This window comes from Pseudothermotoga lettingae TMO, from assembly GCF_000017865.1.
Taxonomy (GTDB): domain Bacteria; phylum Thermotogota; class Thermotogae; order Thermotogales; family DSM-5069; genus Pseudothermotoga_B; species Pseudothermotoga_B elfii.
The window spans coordinates 1,918,562-1,933,884 of record NC_009828.1 but is presented as its reverse complement, the minus strand read 5'-3'; the positions used below and the strand labels follow the sequence as shown (position 1 = coordinate 1,933,884).

Sequence of the window (15,323 nt, the reverse complement as noted above, 5' to 3'; positions counted from 1 at the left end):
GATATATGTCTTGCAAGAAAAAAGACAAGATACTCATGCTTGCGATGGAAGAATTTGGGAAAAAGGGATATGAAGCAGCTTCTACCAATCAAATAGCGAAAAATGCCCAGGTTGCCAAGGGATTGATATTTCATTATTTCAAAGATAAGGAAAATTTATATTACGAGACTTACAAGATGGTCTTGGGTCAAACTCTGGAGGAATTTAATAAATTTGTCGAAAGCCATAAAAATGACGATCCTTTCGATATGATGAAAGCCTGGGCCATCAGGAAAGTACAGTTGTCTTACGAAAAGCCTGAAATGGTTGATTTTCTGGCAACTCTCATGAGTGCACCTGACCATGTTAAAACGAAAATTGTCAGTGATCTCAGGGAACTTCAAACGAGTTTTTTTAATATTTTGTTTGAGAAAATACAAAAATTGAACTTGAGAGATGGCATAACAGCAGAAATTGCTATTAAATTTATCGTGTGCCTCTTTAGGGGACTTACGGAGGTATATTTTGAAGTCTACAGGTCCAGGCCGGAGAATATAAAGCAAGATGTTAAAAAATTGCTTGATGAAAGCAATGCGATGATAGACATAATAAAACACGGCATTGTGGAAAAATAAATGGAGCAGGCGGTGGGACTCGAACCCACACCCTCCGCCTTACCAAGGCGGCGCTCCACCGCTTGAAGCTACGCCTGCTTACGTTGTCAGTATACCAGAAAAAAATACTGTTTTCAAGTAGCTGAGATCACGGAAGTTTGGGTATAATCATGATCAGGATGAAATTCGCTGGAGGGGATAAGATGAGCCTTAGTTTTGTTGACAGATCTGGATGGAACAGCATTAAATATGATTCAATATACCGTAAATATGGTAAAGATGTGATACCCGCCTGGATAGCAGACATGGATGTTGCAACAGCCCCGGAAATAATAGAAGAATTTTACAAAAGAGTTTCTCATGGTGCTTTTGGTTACACATTCCGTTCTGAAGAATATTACAGTTCAATTGTGAATTGGTACAGAAGCAGATATAATTTTGAACTTCAAGCGGATTGGATAGTCGATGGCATAGGGGTTATACCGATGATATCAATTTTGGTAAATGCTTTGACAGATCCGGGTGATAAAATTATAATTCAGCCACCTGTTTATCCACCGTTTTTTTCAATTATCAGAAAAAATAACAGAACACTTGTTGAAAACAGGCTCGTTAAAACTGATAGTGGTTATGTTATGGATATTGAGCATTTGAAAAGAGTTGTTGATTCTCGCACGAAAGCAATAATACTATGTAACCCTCATAATCCTGTTGGAAGAGCTTGGACTTTGAATGAATTATCTGAATTATATAAAATAGCTATAGATCGCAATTTAATAATAATCAGTGATGAGATACATGGCGATATTATTTATAGTCCTGATAGATTCACTACGATCTTGAAAGCAGGTTTGCCAAATGTTATTGTTCTTAACTCTCCTGGTAAAACTTTTAACATGCCTGGCTTGAACAATTCCTATGGAATAATACCTGATGAAAATCTCAGAAAGAGATACCTTGAGTTTGTTTCAAGGTATGAAATAGGTTCGTCAAACATATTTGGTATTACAGGTCTTCAGATAGCTTATTCAAAAGGAAGTGCCTGGGTCGACAAGCTTTTGGAACATCTTTTGAAAAATAGAAATGTAGCTTATGAGTTTTTGAGGGGAAATTGTCCACTAATAGATGTGAATCTACCCCAGGCTACGTTTTTAATGTGGTTGGATTGTCATAAGCTAAATTTGCAGGACCCACAAAGGTTTTTTCTCGAGAAAGCAAGAGTTTATATGAACAATGGAAAAGATTTTGGTGACCCGCACTCGATCAGATTAAATTTTGCGTGCAGCACGGAAACGCTAATTGAAATCTTATCAAGAATAAAAAAAGCCTACGACAGTGCTTTATAAAAACTCCACATCTCTACATTGCTTAAAGAGGAAGTTTATCTCCTTTATGGGCGGAAGGAAGTCACAAATTTATTATTTTTATGGGACATCATTTAATAGTGATAGATTTTGACTGAAAATATTGCTTCATAAAAAATGAAGGATATGGTGACTTAAATAAAAAAATAAGTGGTTGAAAGACAGATCGTATAAAATAATGTTTTTTAGTACTTGGCAGAAAGGATTGTGAGTTATGAAAATTGCAGTTCTTTTAGGAGGGATTTCGAGGGAGCGTCCAATATCTCTCAAAAGTGGGGAAAATGTTTTGAAAGCTCTGAAAAAGCTTGGTCACGATGTTGTCCCGATAGACGTAGATGAGAATTTTTTAGAAATAGCCCCTAAGCTCAAAGAGTTTGAAGTTGTATTTAACGCACTGCATGGACATTTTGGTGAAGACGGGACTGTTCAGGCAATCTTGGACTGGGTTGGGGTTAGCTATACCGGCTCGAAAGTTTTGGCAAGCGCCATATGTTTTGATAAAGTCATGACTTACCGTGTTTTAGATGGTTATGTGAATTTTCCCGAGTATACGATTGTAAAAAAGCCTGTTAAAGAATCGCCATATGGTTTTCCCTGCGTTATAAAGCCAAGAAAAGAGGGGTCAAGTATTGGTGTTCATATATGTGATAACTCAAATCAATTGTATAATGATTTATCTGAAGAATTGAAAAAATATAACGAGATGATGATTCAGAGATATATAGAAGGCAGAGAATTGACTGTTTCAATTCTTGAGATTGGTAAACCACAAATATTACCGGTACTTGAGTTGAAACCAAAACGACGCTTTTATGACTATACTGCCAAGTATGTTTCTGGTATGACCGAATTTATCTTGCCTGCGCCGCTAAGTGTGGAGGAATACCAAAAAGTTGCAAATTCGTCTCTCAGAGCCTTTGAGTTATGTGGGTGTGAGGGCTTTGCCAGAGTGGATGGTATTCTAAAAGATAACGTTTTCTATGTTCTTGAGTTGAACACTATACCGGGCCTAACTGACTTGAGTGATATGCCTGCTTCTGCTAAGGCCGCTGGCATGAGTTTTGAGGAGTTAGTAGATGCTATAATTCAAACGGCGGTGAGATGATTGAAGGCTTTGATCAGGTCAGTTGTTTTTAATCGATGGCTGAGATTTTGCGATAAAATAATGGGTTCTTCTGAGTATAGCTTTGGAAATATATTTTTATCTTACAAGGACGGCCTGGTAATTCGTGCTACTGATGGTTGTTTGACTGCCTGGATGAAGATTGCTGAATGTGAGCCATTTTACGGAGAAGTTCAGATCCCGTTGAGATTGCTAAAAGGTTTTTTGATTGGTGAAAAAACTGAGGAAGTAGAATTAACATTTATAGGTGATCAGGTGTTACTGCATGCCAACCAAGAAACTTTGAGAATTAAAACTTCCCAACCAAAAGATAGAGAACGCATGGAACATTTTAAAGAAGTTGGCCGTACGCATCTTAAAAAGTTTGTAACTTATCTGGATTTTGCAACAGCTGCACTTGAAGAGGGAGATATGACGTACATAGGTTCATTTGATAACCATCTTGTCATGGTTGCGTCTTCGCGCACAATTTTAAGCATTTGCGAATTTGATGATAGTTCTTTTGAAGAGTTTCATTTCTCAGTGCCATATATGAGCAGCAGACACATTGTTAAAGCCATGAAAGTTTATCAGAAAGATTGTCTTTTAACTCTGGCTATTGGTGATGAAAAACTAACTTTGCTCACGGATGATTTTGGAATGCAGATTTGTGGAGAAAAAAGTTCTTTTGATTCCAAGATAGATCAGGTATTTTTTGAAAATGGAAATCCAGAGATGCTTTATTCAGCTTTTGCAAAATATATTTCGAAAGCTGCCTGGCTTCTGCCAAAAGATACCATTTTGAAAATCAGCGGGACAGATAAAGAAATCAAATTTTTTGGGACATACGGTTCTGTTCAATACAAAGCGGAACTTCCTATGGGCGTTTCGAAGCCTTTTGAAGTAGAAGTTTCGCCCCACAGACTCAGATCAGCACTTGCACGCATGAGTTCAAGATTATTTTTAATTGTTTCTGATCGGTTTATAAGGATAGGGGATCAGAAAGGTAGATATGTGGTGATACCTTTTGCTCATATCCGATAGTTTAGTAATCTGTCCAGCTTGCTGAATAATTTGCTGAATGCTTTGTACCTGTGGCTCAATTTGTGCTTTTCTTCTCCCATTTCTCCGAAAGTTGTACTGTATCCATTTGGTATGAAGATTGGGTCGTAACCAAATCCTGATGTGCCTCTTATTTCTCTGCTTATGGTTCCTTCTACTGACTCCTCACAGCAAACGATTGTTTTTTCGATAGGATCGTAATAGGCAGCAACACAGACAAATCTTGCTACTCTTTCTTGTTTTGTTTCGAGCATTTGCAGAATGAACTGCATTTTTTCCTTATAAGAAGCATTTTTCATAAATCTTGCCGAGTGAACTCCTGGAAAACCGTCAAGCGAATCTATTACAAGTCCTGAATCATCAGCTATCGTTTTCTTTTTTGTAAGATTCGCATAGAAGGTTGCCTTTCGAATAGCATTTTCCATAAATGTGTCTCCATTCTCAACTGCCTCAAGCGCAATATTTAGATCTTTCAGCGTTAAAACTTCAACTCCATCTGGGACAAATTTCTTGATTTCTTCTATTTTATGACCATTTCTGGTTGCAATTAAAAGCATTTGATCGCCTCCAATTTTCTTTTGAATGATGCAAAATCTGACCTGAAAATCCCATATCCCATAACCAGTATTTCTGCTCCACTGCACACAACCTTTTCGACGGTGTTTTCGTTGATTCCTCCATCAACCATTATTTTTGTTTTCAGACCTTTTTTTTGGATCATTTCCGAGAGTTTCCTAATTTTTTCAACGCTGGATTGTATAAATTTTTGTCCAGAAAACCCCGGATTAACCGTCATTATGAGAACACCGTCCAGATCTTCAAGTATCTCAGAGAGCATTTCGATGGGCGTGTGAGGATTCAAGGCAACATAGGCTTGTGCTCCTTTGTCTTTTATCTGGTAGACAACTTTGTGTAAATGAACGCATGCTTCATAATGAACGGCTATTATTGAGGCGCCTAAGTCGATAAATCTCTCGACGTATTTTTCTGGATTAATAATCATTAGGTGAGCATCTATGGGCAAATCTGTGCACTTCCTTACGGCTTCGAGTACAGGAAACCCAAAAGTTATGTTAGGTACAAAAACACCGTCCATGACATCCAGATGGATCATGTCGATGTATGGTTCCACTCTTTTTACTTCTTCAGATAATCTCGAAAGATCGCTTGCCAGAATAGATGCAGATATCATCCTCATTATTTACTCACTTCCTTGTACATGGTTACATAGCTTTCATATCTGCTCGTGGATATTTTACCCTCTTCTACCATTTGTTTTATTCGGCATCCGGGCTCAGAAATATGTGTGCAATCTTTGAATAAGCAATTTCCATTTTCTACAAATTCTGGAAAATAGAACTTCAAATTATCTGGATCTACGTGACTGATATCTATCAATGAGAATCCAGGTGTATCTACCACATGACCTCCAAATGGCAGGTGAATTAGCTCGGCAGCTGTGGTAGTATGTTTTCCTCTTTTTGTTCTTTCAGAGATTTCCTGCGTCCTCAGGTTTATACCCGGACATATGCTGTTTAAAAGGCTGCTTTTTCCAACGCCAGAAAGGCCTGCAAAAACTGATAACCTGTCTTTGAAATACTCTTTCAATTTTTCCAGACCTTCACCAGTTTTAGTGCTGGTACACAGAAGGGGGTATATTTTGCTGTAGGTTTTAATAAAGTGGTCTTTTTTTTCTTTATCTTCTTCGGTGAGTAAGTCAATTTTGTTCAGAATGAGAAGGACATTCAGTCTGGCTTCTTCTATAAGAACAAGTAATTTATCCAGAATGAGAAGGGAGACTTCTGGCTTTTTGATAGTATAGACGCACACAACTTGGTCTATATTTGCAACACGAGGTTTTAAAAGCTCGTTCTTTCGCTTCAAAACAGATTCAACAACACCTGCATCCTGCACTCTTACATATTCGACAATATCACCAACAATTGGCTTAAGCCCTTGCAGTTTAAACCTGCCTCTCAAATGGCACCTGATCTTTTCCTTAGTTTTTGCATCTTCTACAATCAACATATTGGACATGAATTTGACAACAACACCCCTGCTTCTCAGTTCTCTTCCCTCCCTGTTATTTCCCCAGAATCGATAAGAATATTTATTTCATCTCCTTGTTTTACTGGAGTTCCGACTGGCGGGTAAATTCCTATAACTCTTCCATCAGTTCCTCTGTATGGCATTTTCGTTATACTTACCTTGAATCCCATTTCCGAAAGTATTGTCAGTGCAGTATCTTCTGGAATGCCGACCAGGTCAGGTATAGGTATTTTCTGAGGTTCACTCAAAAATATAGTTATTTCCCTATTCTTTCTTACCTTTTGACCGGCATTCGGGTATGTATGGCTCACAGGGCCAGTGCCAATAACCTGGCCGGGTTTTAATCCTGTTTTCTTGAGTATTTCAACAGCTTCATTCAATTGCATAGATCTCAGGTCAGGAATCTCAACCAATTTTGGCCGAATCATAAAATATGAAAAAAATATAGCAGCGCCAGCGATTGATCCTAAGACGAAATAGATTATGAAGATTATAATTGCTTTGAAAGGAGATTTCTTATTCTTAGTTGCCCGCATGCTGCTTCTATGTCTGCCCCCTTTTCGTATCTTATCTCAGCTTCTATACCTGAGTTAATCAGGATTTCTTTGAATCTGTTGATTTTCCATTTTGCAGGTTTTTCGAAGTTTGAGAACGTTGAATTCACTGGTATTAAATTCACAAATACTTTCAGGCCATTCAGGAGTTTGGCAAGTTTGCGAGCATCTTCATCGAAATCGTTGAATTCTTTTATAAGAATGTATTCGATCGTAAGTCTCCGATCTGATCTTTCCTGGTAATTTTTTGCCGCATTGATAATTTCTTGAATAGAATATTTTCTGTTTATTGGGATTATCTGATCTCTTTTCTCATTTGTTGAAGCATGTAGAGAAATAGCCAGGTTTAGGTCGAGCCTTTCTTCAGAAAGTTTCAATATCATTTCAGGTATCCCAACAGTGCTCAATGTCACACGTCTGATACCTATGTTTTTTGTTTTTTTATCTATCAATATCTTGATGCTTTTGATAACATTATCGTAATTCAACAACGGTTCTCCCATTCCCATATAAACAATATTTCTTACTGTTTGTTTGGAATCTTTTTCTATTGCGAGGATTTGAGAAACTATCTCACCAGCGTCGAGATTTCTGACGAAACCACTCTGACCTGTTGCACAAAAACTGCATTTAACCGGGCAACCGATTTGTGTCGAAATACAGGCTGTTGCATAACCTTCATGAAACAGCAGAACAGATTCTATTGTATTTCCATCTGACAGCTCATAAAGATATTTCGTGGTTTTGTCTATCGAGGAAACTCTTTTGCTTACAATTTTTGGAATCTGAATACAAAAATTTTCTCTCAGAAGAGATCTATGCTGTTTTGAGAGATTTGTCATTTGTTCGAAAACAAAAACATGTTTTTTGTAGATCCAATCAAGTATTTGATCGGCTCTATATTTTTCCAGACCAAGTTCCTGAATTTTCTGCACAAATTTTTCGTAAGTCATACTTAAGATATTCAAAGTTACCACCTCGTATGATGATTATACGATCATATCTTTAAGATGAGCTAATATTAATCAAACTTTTGGTAGAATTTGAGATCTGTGAAAAAAATTGTCTCAGGATGGCTGTAGTATAATTCAACAGGAGGTGCAATATTTGACTGTAAATGAAGCAAAGTTTCTCAGTAAGAAAATAATGCAAGCAGGCGAAGTCCCTCTATTAGTAGGGCATTTCGGAGTTGGGAAAACTGATATAGCAAGGCAAATTGCCTCGGAGACAGGTAGAAATTTGATAATTCTTATCCTTTCACAGATGGAGCCGGGTGATCTAATAGGTTTACCAGCAAAAGAGAACGATAAAACAGTTTTTCTCAGACCGGATTGGTGGCCTGAAAATGGAAAATCAATCATTCTTCTGGATGAGATAAATCGCGCTCATCGATCGATAAGAAATGCGATAATGCAGCTGGTCATAGACAAAAGAATTCACAACCATATCTTACCTGAAGATACGTGGATCATGGCAACAATGAATCCTCCAGATGACGAATATGACCAGGCTGATTTGATAACAGATCCTGCTTTTATTTCTCGCTTTTTTATCCTTGATATATCCCCATCTCTGGAAGAATGGCAAAAGTGGGCAAAAGAGAACTCTATTGATGAAAATGTTAGAAAATTTGTTGAGAAATATCCAGAATTTCTTTACACACCATCGGCTCTGTCTCTTAGAGTTGAACTCAGGCCCAGCCCAAGAAGCTGGTATAAACTTAGCAACGTACTCAAATTTCTAAACGATGAGGAAAGGAGAAAATATGGATACTCTATAGCTGCTGGTATACTTGGCCCAGAAGCGGCAAAAGCATTTGTGGAATTTGGACATATCGATCTGGTACCGATACCCCAAAAGGTATTGCTTGAAGGTATTCAGCAGGCCCTGAAAGACGATGTAGATCAGGCAAACTCTTTAACATTGAGAATAATAGATTATTTTTCCAAACTTGATGGTGCTACTACTCAGTTGTTACATGCTCATATTTCGACGGTTGCAAAAAATCTGAGTGAGCTTTCTTCGGTTCTGCCAAGAGATTCTTTTTACGCCATCATCAGGTTCATTGTAGATAAAGCTAATGGAAAAGAGAATTCAAAATTTTTTGATGAACTTGTGGAGAAACTTTCAAATTTTGAACAGGTGAGATCGGTACTCGATGAGATCTGAATTAGAGAAAATAATTTTGAATCTTGGAAAAAAATCTCCGTTTTACCTCTATTTGCTTCTGGGAGTTTCACGTATACCTTCAAAAGACGTGAAAACTATTGACCTTTCGTTCTCAAGGTTCAAAACTGTGCTTTACTATAACCCCGACTGGGTTCTCAAAACCTCTTCGGATTTTGTAGAAGGTATGATAATGCATCTGATAATGCATCTGATAAACCTTCATTTCCTCATTAAACCAAAGGACAGCAGAGATAGAGTAATCTGGGACTTAGCAATGGATGCCGCGATAAACCAGCATATTCCTCAGCTTGCAGCATTTGGAATTCCTTTGAATTTGTTGATTGAAGAAGGGCATGGAGTTGATAACGAAAGGTTATTCGTTCTTCCACCTGACTGGATGCCGGACAAAAGTGCTGAGGAATATCACAAATGGATTTTAAAAAGAATGGAAGAGCTTGGAAGATTTGATATTATGATAATGGGCGAGATCAGAGAAAGCAACTCCGATTCACATAAAGGACTTTATAATGTACAGAATGTTGATATGATACTTGAGATCAATAAAAATATCCTTAAGAAAGCCTTTAATTTGTACGGCTCAGAACTTCCATCGGGAATAAGAAGGCTTGTTGAAATAGCTGTATCAAGACCTGTGCTTAACTGGAAAGATGCAATAAGGCATTTTGCAGGAGCTTCTGAATACGGTGAAAGGTATTTGACTGTGCTGAAGCCAAACAGAAGGTATGAAAATCAGCCCGGATGGAGGACTTCACATGCAGCTAAACTCGGAGTGATAGTTGACACAAGCGGAAGCATAATTGAAGAAGAGCTTGACAAATTCTTTTCCGAGATAGAAGCTCTTTCGAGATATGTTGATACAAGTTTTGTGCTTGTTCAGGTTGACAGAGCTGTGAATTTGGAAATGAGATATTCAAAAGGAGACTACAGGAATATAGAAATAGTTGGCGGTGGTGAAACAGACCTTCAGCCGGCTGTGAATTATATAGAAGATAAATATCGTCCAGAAGGTATAGTAATCTTTACAGATGGTTATACCGATCTACCATCTGTAAAAAGGCGGGTGCTCTTTGTCCTTTCTAAGTATCATAGTGAAGAATTTTCAACATCTGCAAGAAAAAAGTACGGTCATTCAAGTGTGGTGGTGCTGCCGTGAAAGGTTTAGGGCCTTTTGAAAAACTCGTTCGATGTTATGAAAATCTTCAGACAGAGCCAGCGTTTGAGCAGTTGGAATTTTATAAAGAAAAGCTCGATCAATATCATAAACATGTTTTGCTGTCTACTGTGGGAGCAGAAAACAACTTTTATGTTTTCTCGTTTGTTGACAGTTCAAAAAGACGTGTTGTTGGTGTTTCTATAGCAAATCCTTTTGAAAAGAATTTATTCATATACAACTCTGATTTAGAGCCTTCTTGTTTGAAAGAGGTTTATTTTGAACTTTTTGAAAAAGCCCCCCAATTTATGAGAAGTGGTATCATAAGGCTTCCATTTCAGTCCAGGGTACTATCAGTTGTTGGTGATGATGATTTACTGGAGAAAGAAATATTGAAGGAGAAAGTTTATGGTTCTGAAAATCTCTCTTTTGCAAAAAAAATTGATCAGAGAATTTTTGATCGCTTTTGCGAACTTAACGCTAAAGAAATAGATTTTGCCAGAATATATTTTTTGTCGGATTATGCGGTATGTATACTGGTTTTGCCAGATGATATAGATACACAGTACGCACCTCTTTTATCGGAAATATCCCGAATTTATCGGAAAAGATATGGAGCAGTTTATCAGGGAAACTTTGGAAAATTCAAGCGATTTTCATCTATTTTAACAGCGTTTGTGATTGAATATAACGAGATTTTAAAAGGAAGAGATGTCGAAAAGGATTGTCTCGAGCTATGCGAGAAAATCCGATCGGCTTATAGATGCATTATGAATTTGTGTGACTGATTACTTTCTTGCGCGTATTATTCTGGTTAGTTTTTCCACGCTTTGTTTCAAACCGCCCTGTCTGTTGACTATATTCCAGATTTTCTCAAATTCTTTAACAGTTTCTTTGAATTCTTTGGTGAAAAGCCTCCATTCTTCATCCGGAATATTTGATATATCACTGTATTTTTTTATAAAAAGAAGCATTTTCATGCCAAGTATAGCCAGTTTTGCATCGTTAATGATTTGATCTATCAATTTCTCCTGATGGTTGCTTTTGATGGTTGAGAGTTGTTCGATAATTTCTTGAGCATCATTTATAGCTTTTTCAATCTCTTTTTCTTTTACAAGAAATATCTGCTTCGATTTTGAGACTCTTTCAGGAAATAATAGTGATAAAAAGTATGGGCTTGCGTTCGGTACTTCTATGCTTGAATATTTGTATAGGTTTCCAAGTGAATAAATATATTGTGAGACAGGTTTGTCGGTTTTCAAAATGTGAAGATCTATATCTTTTAACAGATCATTTGCTGAGGGCTTCCCAGATATATTCCAGCCAAGTGATGCCGCGTAGCTTATGCCAATTATTGAAAAAGGTAGATGCTGATGATGGCCGTTGTCTCCCCAATCTGTTAATAAAAAGCCCGCCGCGTTATACCTCTTTCCATTTGTTATGGCGTTCTGTATATTCTCTATGGCATTGTTGATCCTGCCAGTAAATGAGTTCCATGTTGAAGTTCCGGGGCAAACATAGAATGTTACACCTTTTTCTGCAAACAACCTGCATTCATCCTGGAATGGATGGTCTTTTTCATACCCCCAGATAAGAGAAACAACGTCATCTGGAAGATGATCGACAAGTTCCGGGTAATTCTTTATGATATCTCCCCAAAACATCATCGTTTTACCATGTTTTCTAACGATATTGTATATAGAAAGCAGAAAATTCAAATATACCTTGCCTTTTCCAAGCTCTTCACACAGTTGCTTTGAACGACCAAGCCCAAGGTCGAAAGTTTCGTCTCCACCGATATTTATTTTTTTGGAAGTGAAATTTGGCAAAAGTTCATCAAAAAGATTTTCCATGAACTCTATTGATTCTGGTACAGCAGGTGAGAGTGAAAATGGACCGTACTTTTCTCCCCACGGTGTTATGAACCCATCCGGGCACTCAGCGAGATGTTTGTACCGATCGTACTTGAGCCATTTACTAAGATGACCAAAAGAGTTTTGATTTGGAACAAGTTCGATGAATCTTTCTTTGCAGTATTTGTCAAGCTCCAATATTTCTTCTGCAGTGAGAGGAGAATACTCTTTCCATATCTGCTCATGATTTTCATAAGCAAACGTATGTTCTGTATAAAGCTGAAATTGATTGTATTTTAATTCTGCAAGGATATCGATCAGCCATTTTAACGTATCTATCGCTGGTATTCTGTCTCTGCTTATATCAAGCATGAACCCACGATTGGCAAAGTCTGGCTCGTCTTCGATAATCATCGATGGTAATCTGTAGTTATACTGCCTTATAAGCTGACGCATGGATTGAATAGCATAGAACAATCCTTGTTGAGAGCTGGCTATTAATGATATTTTAGACCCAAGAATCTTTATCCTGTAGCCCTGCGAGTTTACAATAACATTTGGATCAATTAAAAGTTTTATGTTTGCTTTTTCTGTGTTATAGGTCGTTATAGAGTAGTGTTTACCATCTTTTAAAAGCGTTTCCTTCAGCAAATTTGCCAAATTGAATATGTGTGATGAGGCAAAAATTTTTCCCTTTTCTGGGAATTCAAAGGTCTCTTTGATCAGAGAAAACCTTTTTGGAACTGGGATCATTTTTTGAAAGCCTCCTTTCCGCATCTGAAAGATATTTTATCATTCAGGAATTTAGAAATTGTGTTGAAGAGTGTTTAGAATTGTTGTGTTATAATTTTCTTCAAGTAATTGGAGGTGGTTATGTGCCGAGATATGAACCTCAAGAGATAGAAAGCAAATGGCAGAAATTTTGGGAAAAAGAAGGTTTGTTTAAAACACCTCAACATTCTGATCTACCGAAATACTACATGCTCGTGATGTTCCCATATCCATCTGGTACGCTTCATGTGGGCCATGTGAAAAATTACGTTATAGGTGATGCAGTTGCGCGCTACAAAAGAATGCGCGCCTACAACGTGTTGCATCCGTTTGGTTACGACGCCTTTGGGTTACCCGCAGAGAATGCCGCAATCGAGCGAAAAATCCATCCAAAAGATTGGACTTTGAACAATATAAATATCATAAGAAGACAGATAAAGAAACTTGGTATCAGTTATGACTGGAACAGGGAAGTCATAACCTGTTTGGAATCTTACTACAAATGGACTGAATGGATCTTTTTGAAATTATATGAAGCCGGGCTTGCCTATAAGAAAAAAGCGGCGGTGAACTGGTGCCCGAAGTGCATGACATCGCTTGCAAATGAGCAGGTAAAAGACGGAAGATGTGAACGGTGTGATACACCGGTTACCATAAAGCATCTTGAGCAATGGTTTTTCAAGATAACAGACTATGCAGAGAGACTTTTGAAAGATCTGGATAAGCTTACCGGGTGGCCAGAACATGTAAAAACAATGCAGAGAAACTGGATTGGTGAGAGCAAGGGAGCAAAAATTTCGTTCAAAGTTGAAGAATCAGAGATGAATATAGAGGTTTTCACCACGAGACCCGATACACTCTGGGGTGTAACTTTTATGGTGCTTGCACCCGAATCTGATCTTGTTAATCACATAACGCTTCCAGAATTAAAAGGGGAACTTGAGAAATTTTTGAATTATGTCGGGCAACAGGATAGACATAAAAGAGGCTCAGCAGATGTTGAAAAAGAGGGATTTTTTACGGGAAGGTACGCGATCAACCCGGTTAGCGGTGAAAGAATTCCAATATATGTTGCAAATTATGTTTTGATGGAATACGGTACAGGGGCTGTGATGGGTGTTCCCGCTCATGATCAGAGAGATTACGAGTTTGCTGTTAAGTACAATTTGCCTATAAAAGAAGTTATAAAGCCATCCGAGGATATTCCAAAAAATAGGGCTTATGATGGCCCGGGGATTATGGTTAACAGTGGTCCACTGAATGGTACTGTTGTGCCTGAAGGTATAGAAAGAGTTATCCAATGGCTTGAAGAAAGGGGCATAGCGAAAAGATCTGTACAGTACAAATTAAGGGACTGGCTTATTTCAAGGCAACGGTACTGGGGGGCTCCTATTCCAATTGTCTATTGTGAAAAATGTGGGATGGTACCTGTTCCGGAGAAATCTCTCCCAGTTCAATTACCTTACGATGTTGAGTTTCTTCCAACGGGTCAGTCGCCTCTAATGCTGAACGATGAATTTAGAAAAACTTCATGCCCAAAATGTGGTGGTCCCGCTCTCAGAGATGCTGACACGATGGATACTTTTGTTGATTCTTCATGGTATTTTCTGAGATATGTTAACCCGGATCGGGATGATGTGCCTTTCGTGAAAGAAGATGTCGATCACTGGTTGCCTGTTGATCAATATGTTGGTGGTGTAGAACATGCCGTTTTGCATTTGCTTTATTCAAGATTCATAACGAAAGTGCTCTATGATCTTGGATACCTGAGTTTCGATGAGCCGTTTGAAAATCTCTTTACTCAGGGAATGATATATAAAGACGGCGCCAAGATGTCTAAGAGCAAAGGTAATGTTGTCTCACCTGATGAAATGATTGACAGGTATGGAGCTGATACTCTCAGAATGTATATCCTTTTTATGGGACCGCCTGAGAGAGATGCAGAATGGAATGATGCAGGAATAGAAGGTGTATATAGATTTATAAGGAGAGCTTGGTCTCTTATGGATCAGATAATATCTCTACCAGATAATCAGAATCAGGTGTTTGCGGAAGAAGAGAAACATCTTCGTAGAAAACTCCATATATCCCTGAGAAAGGTTACCCAGGATATGGAAGGAGGATTCAAATTTAACACAGTTGTCAGTAGCTTGATGGAGCTGGTGAACGATGCTTATGATTACATAGACAACTTACCGCAGCATCGGTGGAATATAAAGTTGTTGAAAGAACTTGCTAAAAATTTTGTGCTTATGATATCTCCCTTTGCACCTCATTTTGCTGAGGAGCTCTGGCAAAGAATGGGCTATAGCTCGTCAGTAATGAAAGAAAAATGGCCTGAATATGATCCGGATGCACTTGTTGTCGAAGAAGTTGAAATAGCAATCCAGGTAAATGGAAAACTGAGAGATAAAGTAAAGATTCCTGTAGATGCTACAGAAGATCAGATAAAAGAAATCGCGTTAAAGAGTGAAAAAGTGCGAAAGTATATCAGCGATGAGCCAAAAAAAATAATTTATGTTCCAAAAAGATTGTTGAACATAATTTTTTAAGGCAGGAGATCCACTCCTGTCTTTTAATTTACCTTCCTCAATAAATTGCACTGTTCTTTATCGATTTTCTTTTTTACTTCCTC

Annotated in this window: 14 protein-coding genes and 1 tRNA gene; 8 read left to right on the top strand and 7 right to left on the bottom strand. The window is 37.9% G+C overall.

The window, feature by feature from the left end; genetic code table 11:
* The first annotated feature begins 5 nt into the window (after nt 1–5).
* The gene (locus tag TLET_RS09555; protein ID WP_012003890.1) at nt 6–614 is read left to right on the top strand and encodes a TetR/AcrR family transcriptional regulator; all 609 of its coding nucleotides are present in this window, start codon (nt 6–8) and stop codon (nt 612–614) included.
* Nucleotide 615: 1 nt separating this feature from the next.
* On the opposite strand, the gene TLET_RS09550 is transcribed toward TLET_RS09555, so the two are convergent.
* Nucleotides 616–692, bottom strand: a tRNA-Thr gene (locus TLET_RS09550).
* A 104-nt stretch (nt 693–796) separates the two neighbouring features.
* Between TLET_RS09550 and TLET_RS09545 the strand changes: the two genes are divergently transcribed.
* From TLET_RS09545 to TLET_RS09535, 3 genes are all read left to right on the top strand, one after another.
* The gene (locus TLET_RS09545) at nt 797–1,939 is read left to right on the top strand and encodes a MalY/PatB family protein (RefSeq protein ID WP_041428474.1); all 1,143 of its coding nucleotides are present in this window, start codon (nt 797–799) and stop codon (nt 1,937–1,939) included.
* A gap of 232 nt (nt 1,940–2,171) precedes the next feature.
* Nucleotides 2,172–3,062 carry a D-alanine--D-alanine ligase gene (locus TLET_RS09540; RefSeq protein WP_012003888.1) on the top strand — a complete coding sequence of 297 codons (891 nt, stop codon included), beginning with the start codon at nt 2,172–2,174 and terminating at the stop codon, nt 3,060–3,062.
* Nucleotides 3,063–4,103 carry a hypothetical protein gene (locus tag TLET_RS09535; protein ID WP_012003887.1) on the top strand — a complete coding sequence of 347 codons (1,041 nt, stop codon included), beginning with the start codon at nt 3,063–3,065 and terminating at the stop codon, nt 4,101–4,103.
* Here the strand turns inward: TLET_RS09535 and rdgB are convergent.
* Genes rdgB through rlmN form a run of 5 tightly spaced genes read right to left on the bottom strand, consistent with a single transcriptional unit; the run spans nt 4,091 to nt 7,677 of the window.
* Nucleotides 4,091–4,678 carry an RdgB/HAM1 family non-canonical purine NTP pyrophosphatase gene (gene rdgB / locus TLET_RS09530; protein WP_012003886.1) on the bottom strand — a complete coding sequence of 196 codons (588 nt, stop codon included), beginning with the start codon at nt 4,676–4,678 and terminating at the stop codon, nt 4,091–4,093. The genes TLET_RS09535 and rdgB overlap by 13 nt on opposite strands.
* The gene (gene rpe, locus TLET_RS09525; RefSeq protein WP_012003885.1) at nt 4,669–5,319 is read right to left on the bottom strand and encodes a ribulose-phosphate 3-epimerase; all 651 of its coding nucleotides are present in this window, start codon (nt 5,317–5,319) and stop codon (nt 4,669–4,671) included. Before rpe ends, rdgB begins: the two co-directional genes overlap by 10 nt.
* Nucleotides 5,319–6,188, bottom strand: a complete 870-nt coding sequence (rsgA, locus tag TLET_RS09520; protein ID WP_028843677.1) for a ribosome small subunit-dependent GTPase A — start codon at nt 6,186–6,188, stop codon at nt 5,319–5,321. The genes rpe and rsgA overlap by 1 nt, the downstream gene beginning before the upstream one ends.
* Entirely contained in the window at nt 6,185–6,706 is a 522-nt protein-coding gene (locus TLET_RS09515; RefSeq protein WP_012003883.1) for a PASTA domain-containing protein, read from the bottom strand. Before TLET_RS09515 ends, rsgA begins: the two co-directional genes overlap by 4 nt.
* Nucleotides 6,661–7,677, bottom strand: coding sequence for a 23S rRNA (adenine(2503)-C(2))-methyltransferase RlmN (gene rlmN, locus TLET_RS09510; RefSeq protein WP_041428652.1), 1,017 nt, complete (start codon nt 7,675–7,677; stop codon nt 6,661–6,663). Before rlmN ends, TLET_RS09515 begins: the two co-directional genes overlap by 46 nt.
* A gap of 154 nt (nt 7,678–7,831) precedes the next feature.
* On the opposite strand from rlmN, the gene TLET_RS09505 reads away from it, so the two are divergent.
* Genes TLET_RS09505 through TLET_RS09495 form a run of 3 tightly spaced genes read left to right on the top strand, consistent with a single transcriptional unit; the run spans nt 7,832 to nt 10,852 of the window.
* Nucleotides 7,832–8,893 carry an AAA family ATPase gene (locus tag TLET_RS09505; protein WP_012003881.1) on the top strand — a complete coding sequence of 354 codons (1,062 nt, stop codon included), beginning with the start codon at nt 7,832–7,834 and terminating at the stop codon, nt 8,891–8,893.
* A complete protein-coding gene (locus TLET_RS09500) occupies nt 8,883–10,067 on the top strand; it encodes a vWA domain-containing protein (RefSeq protein WP_012003880.1) in 1,185 nt (394 codons plus the stop codon). The genes TLET_RS09505 and TLET_RS09500 overlap by 11 nt, the downstream gene beginning before the upstream one ends.
* Complete coding sequence (locus tag TLET_RS09495) at nt 10,064–10,852, top strand: DUF4895 domain-containing protein (RefSeq protein ID WP_012003879.1); 789 nt, start codon at nt 10,064–10,066, stop codon at nt 10,850–10,852. The genes TLET_RS09500 and TLET_RS09495 overlap by 4 nt, the downstream gene beginning before the upstream one ends.
* Here the strand turns inward: TLET_RS09495 and TLET_RS09490 are convergent, their stop codons facing one another.
* A complete protein-coding gene (locus tag TLET_RS09490; RefSeq protein ID WP_012003878.1) occupies nt 10,853–12,670 on the bottom strand; it encodes a beta-N-acetylhexosaminidase in 1,818 nt (605 codons plus the stop codon).
* A 122-nt stretch (nt 12,671–12,792) separates the two neighbouring features.
* Here TLET_RS09490 and leuS point away from each other — a divergent pair, with 122 nt between their 5' ends.
* Nucleotides 12,793–15,240 carry a leucine--tRNA ligase gene (gene leuS, locus TLET_RS09485; protein WP_012003877.1) on the top strand — a complete coding sequence of 816 codons (2,448 nt, stop codon included), beginning with the start codon at nt 12,793–12,795 and terminating at the stop codon, nt 15,238–15,240.
* Nucleotides 15,241–15,323: the final 83 nt, after the last annotated feature.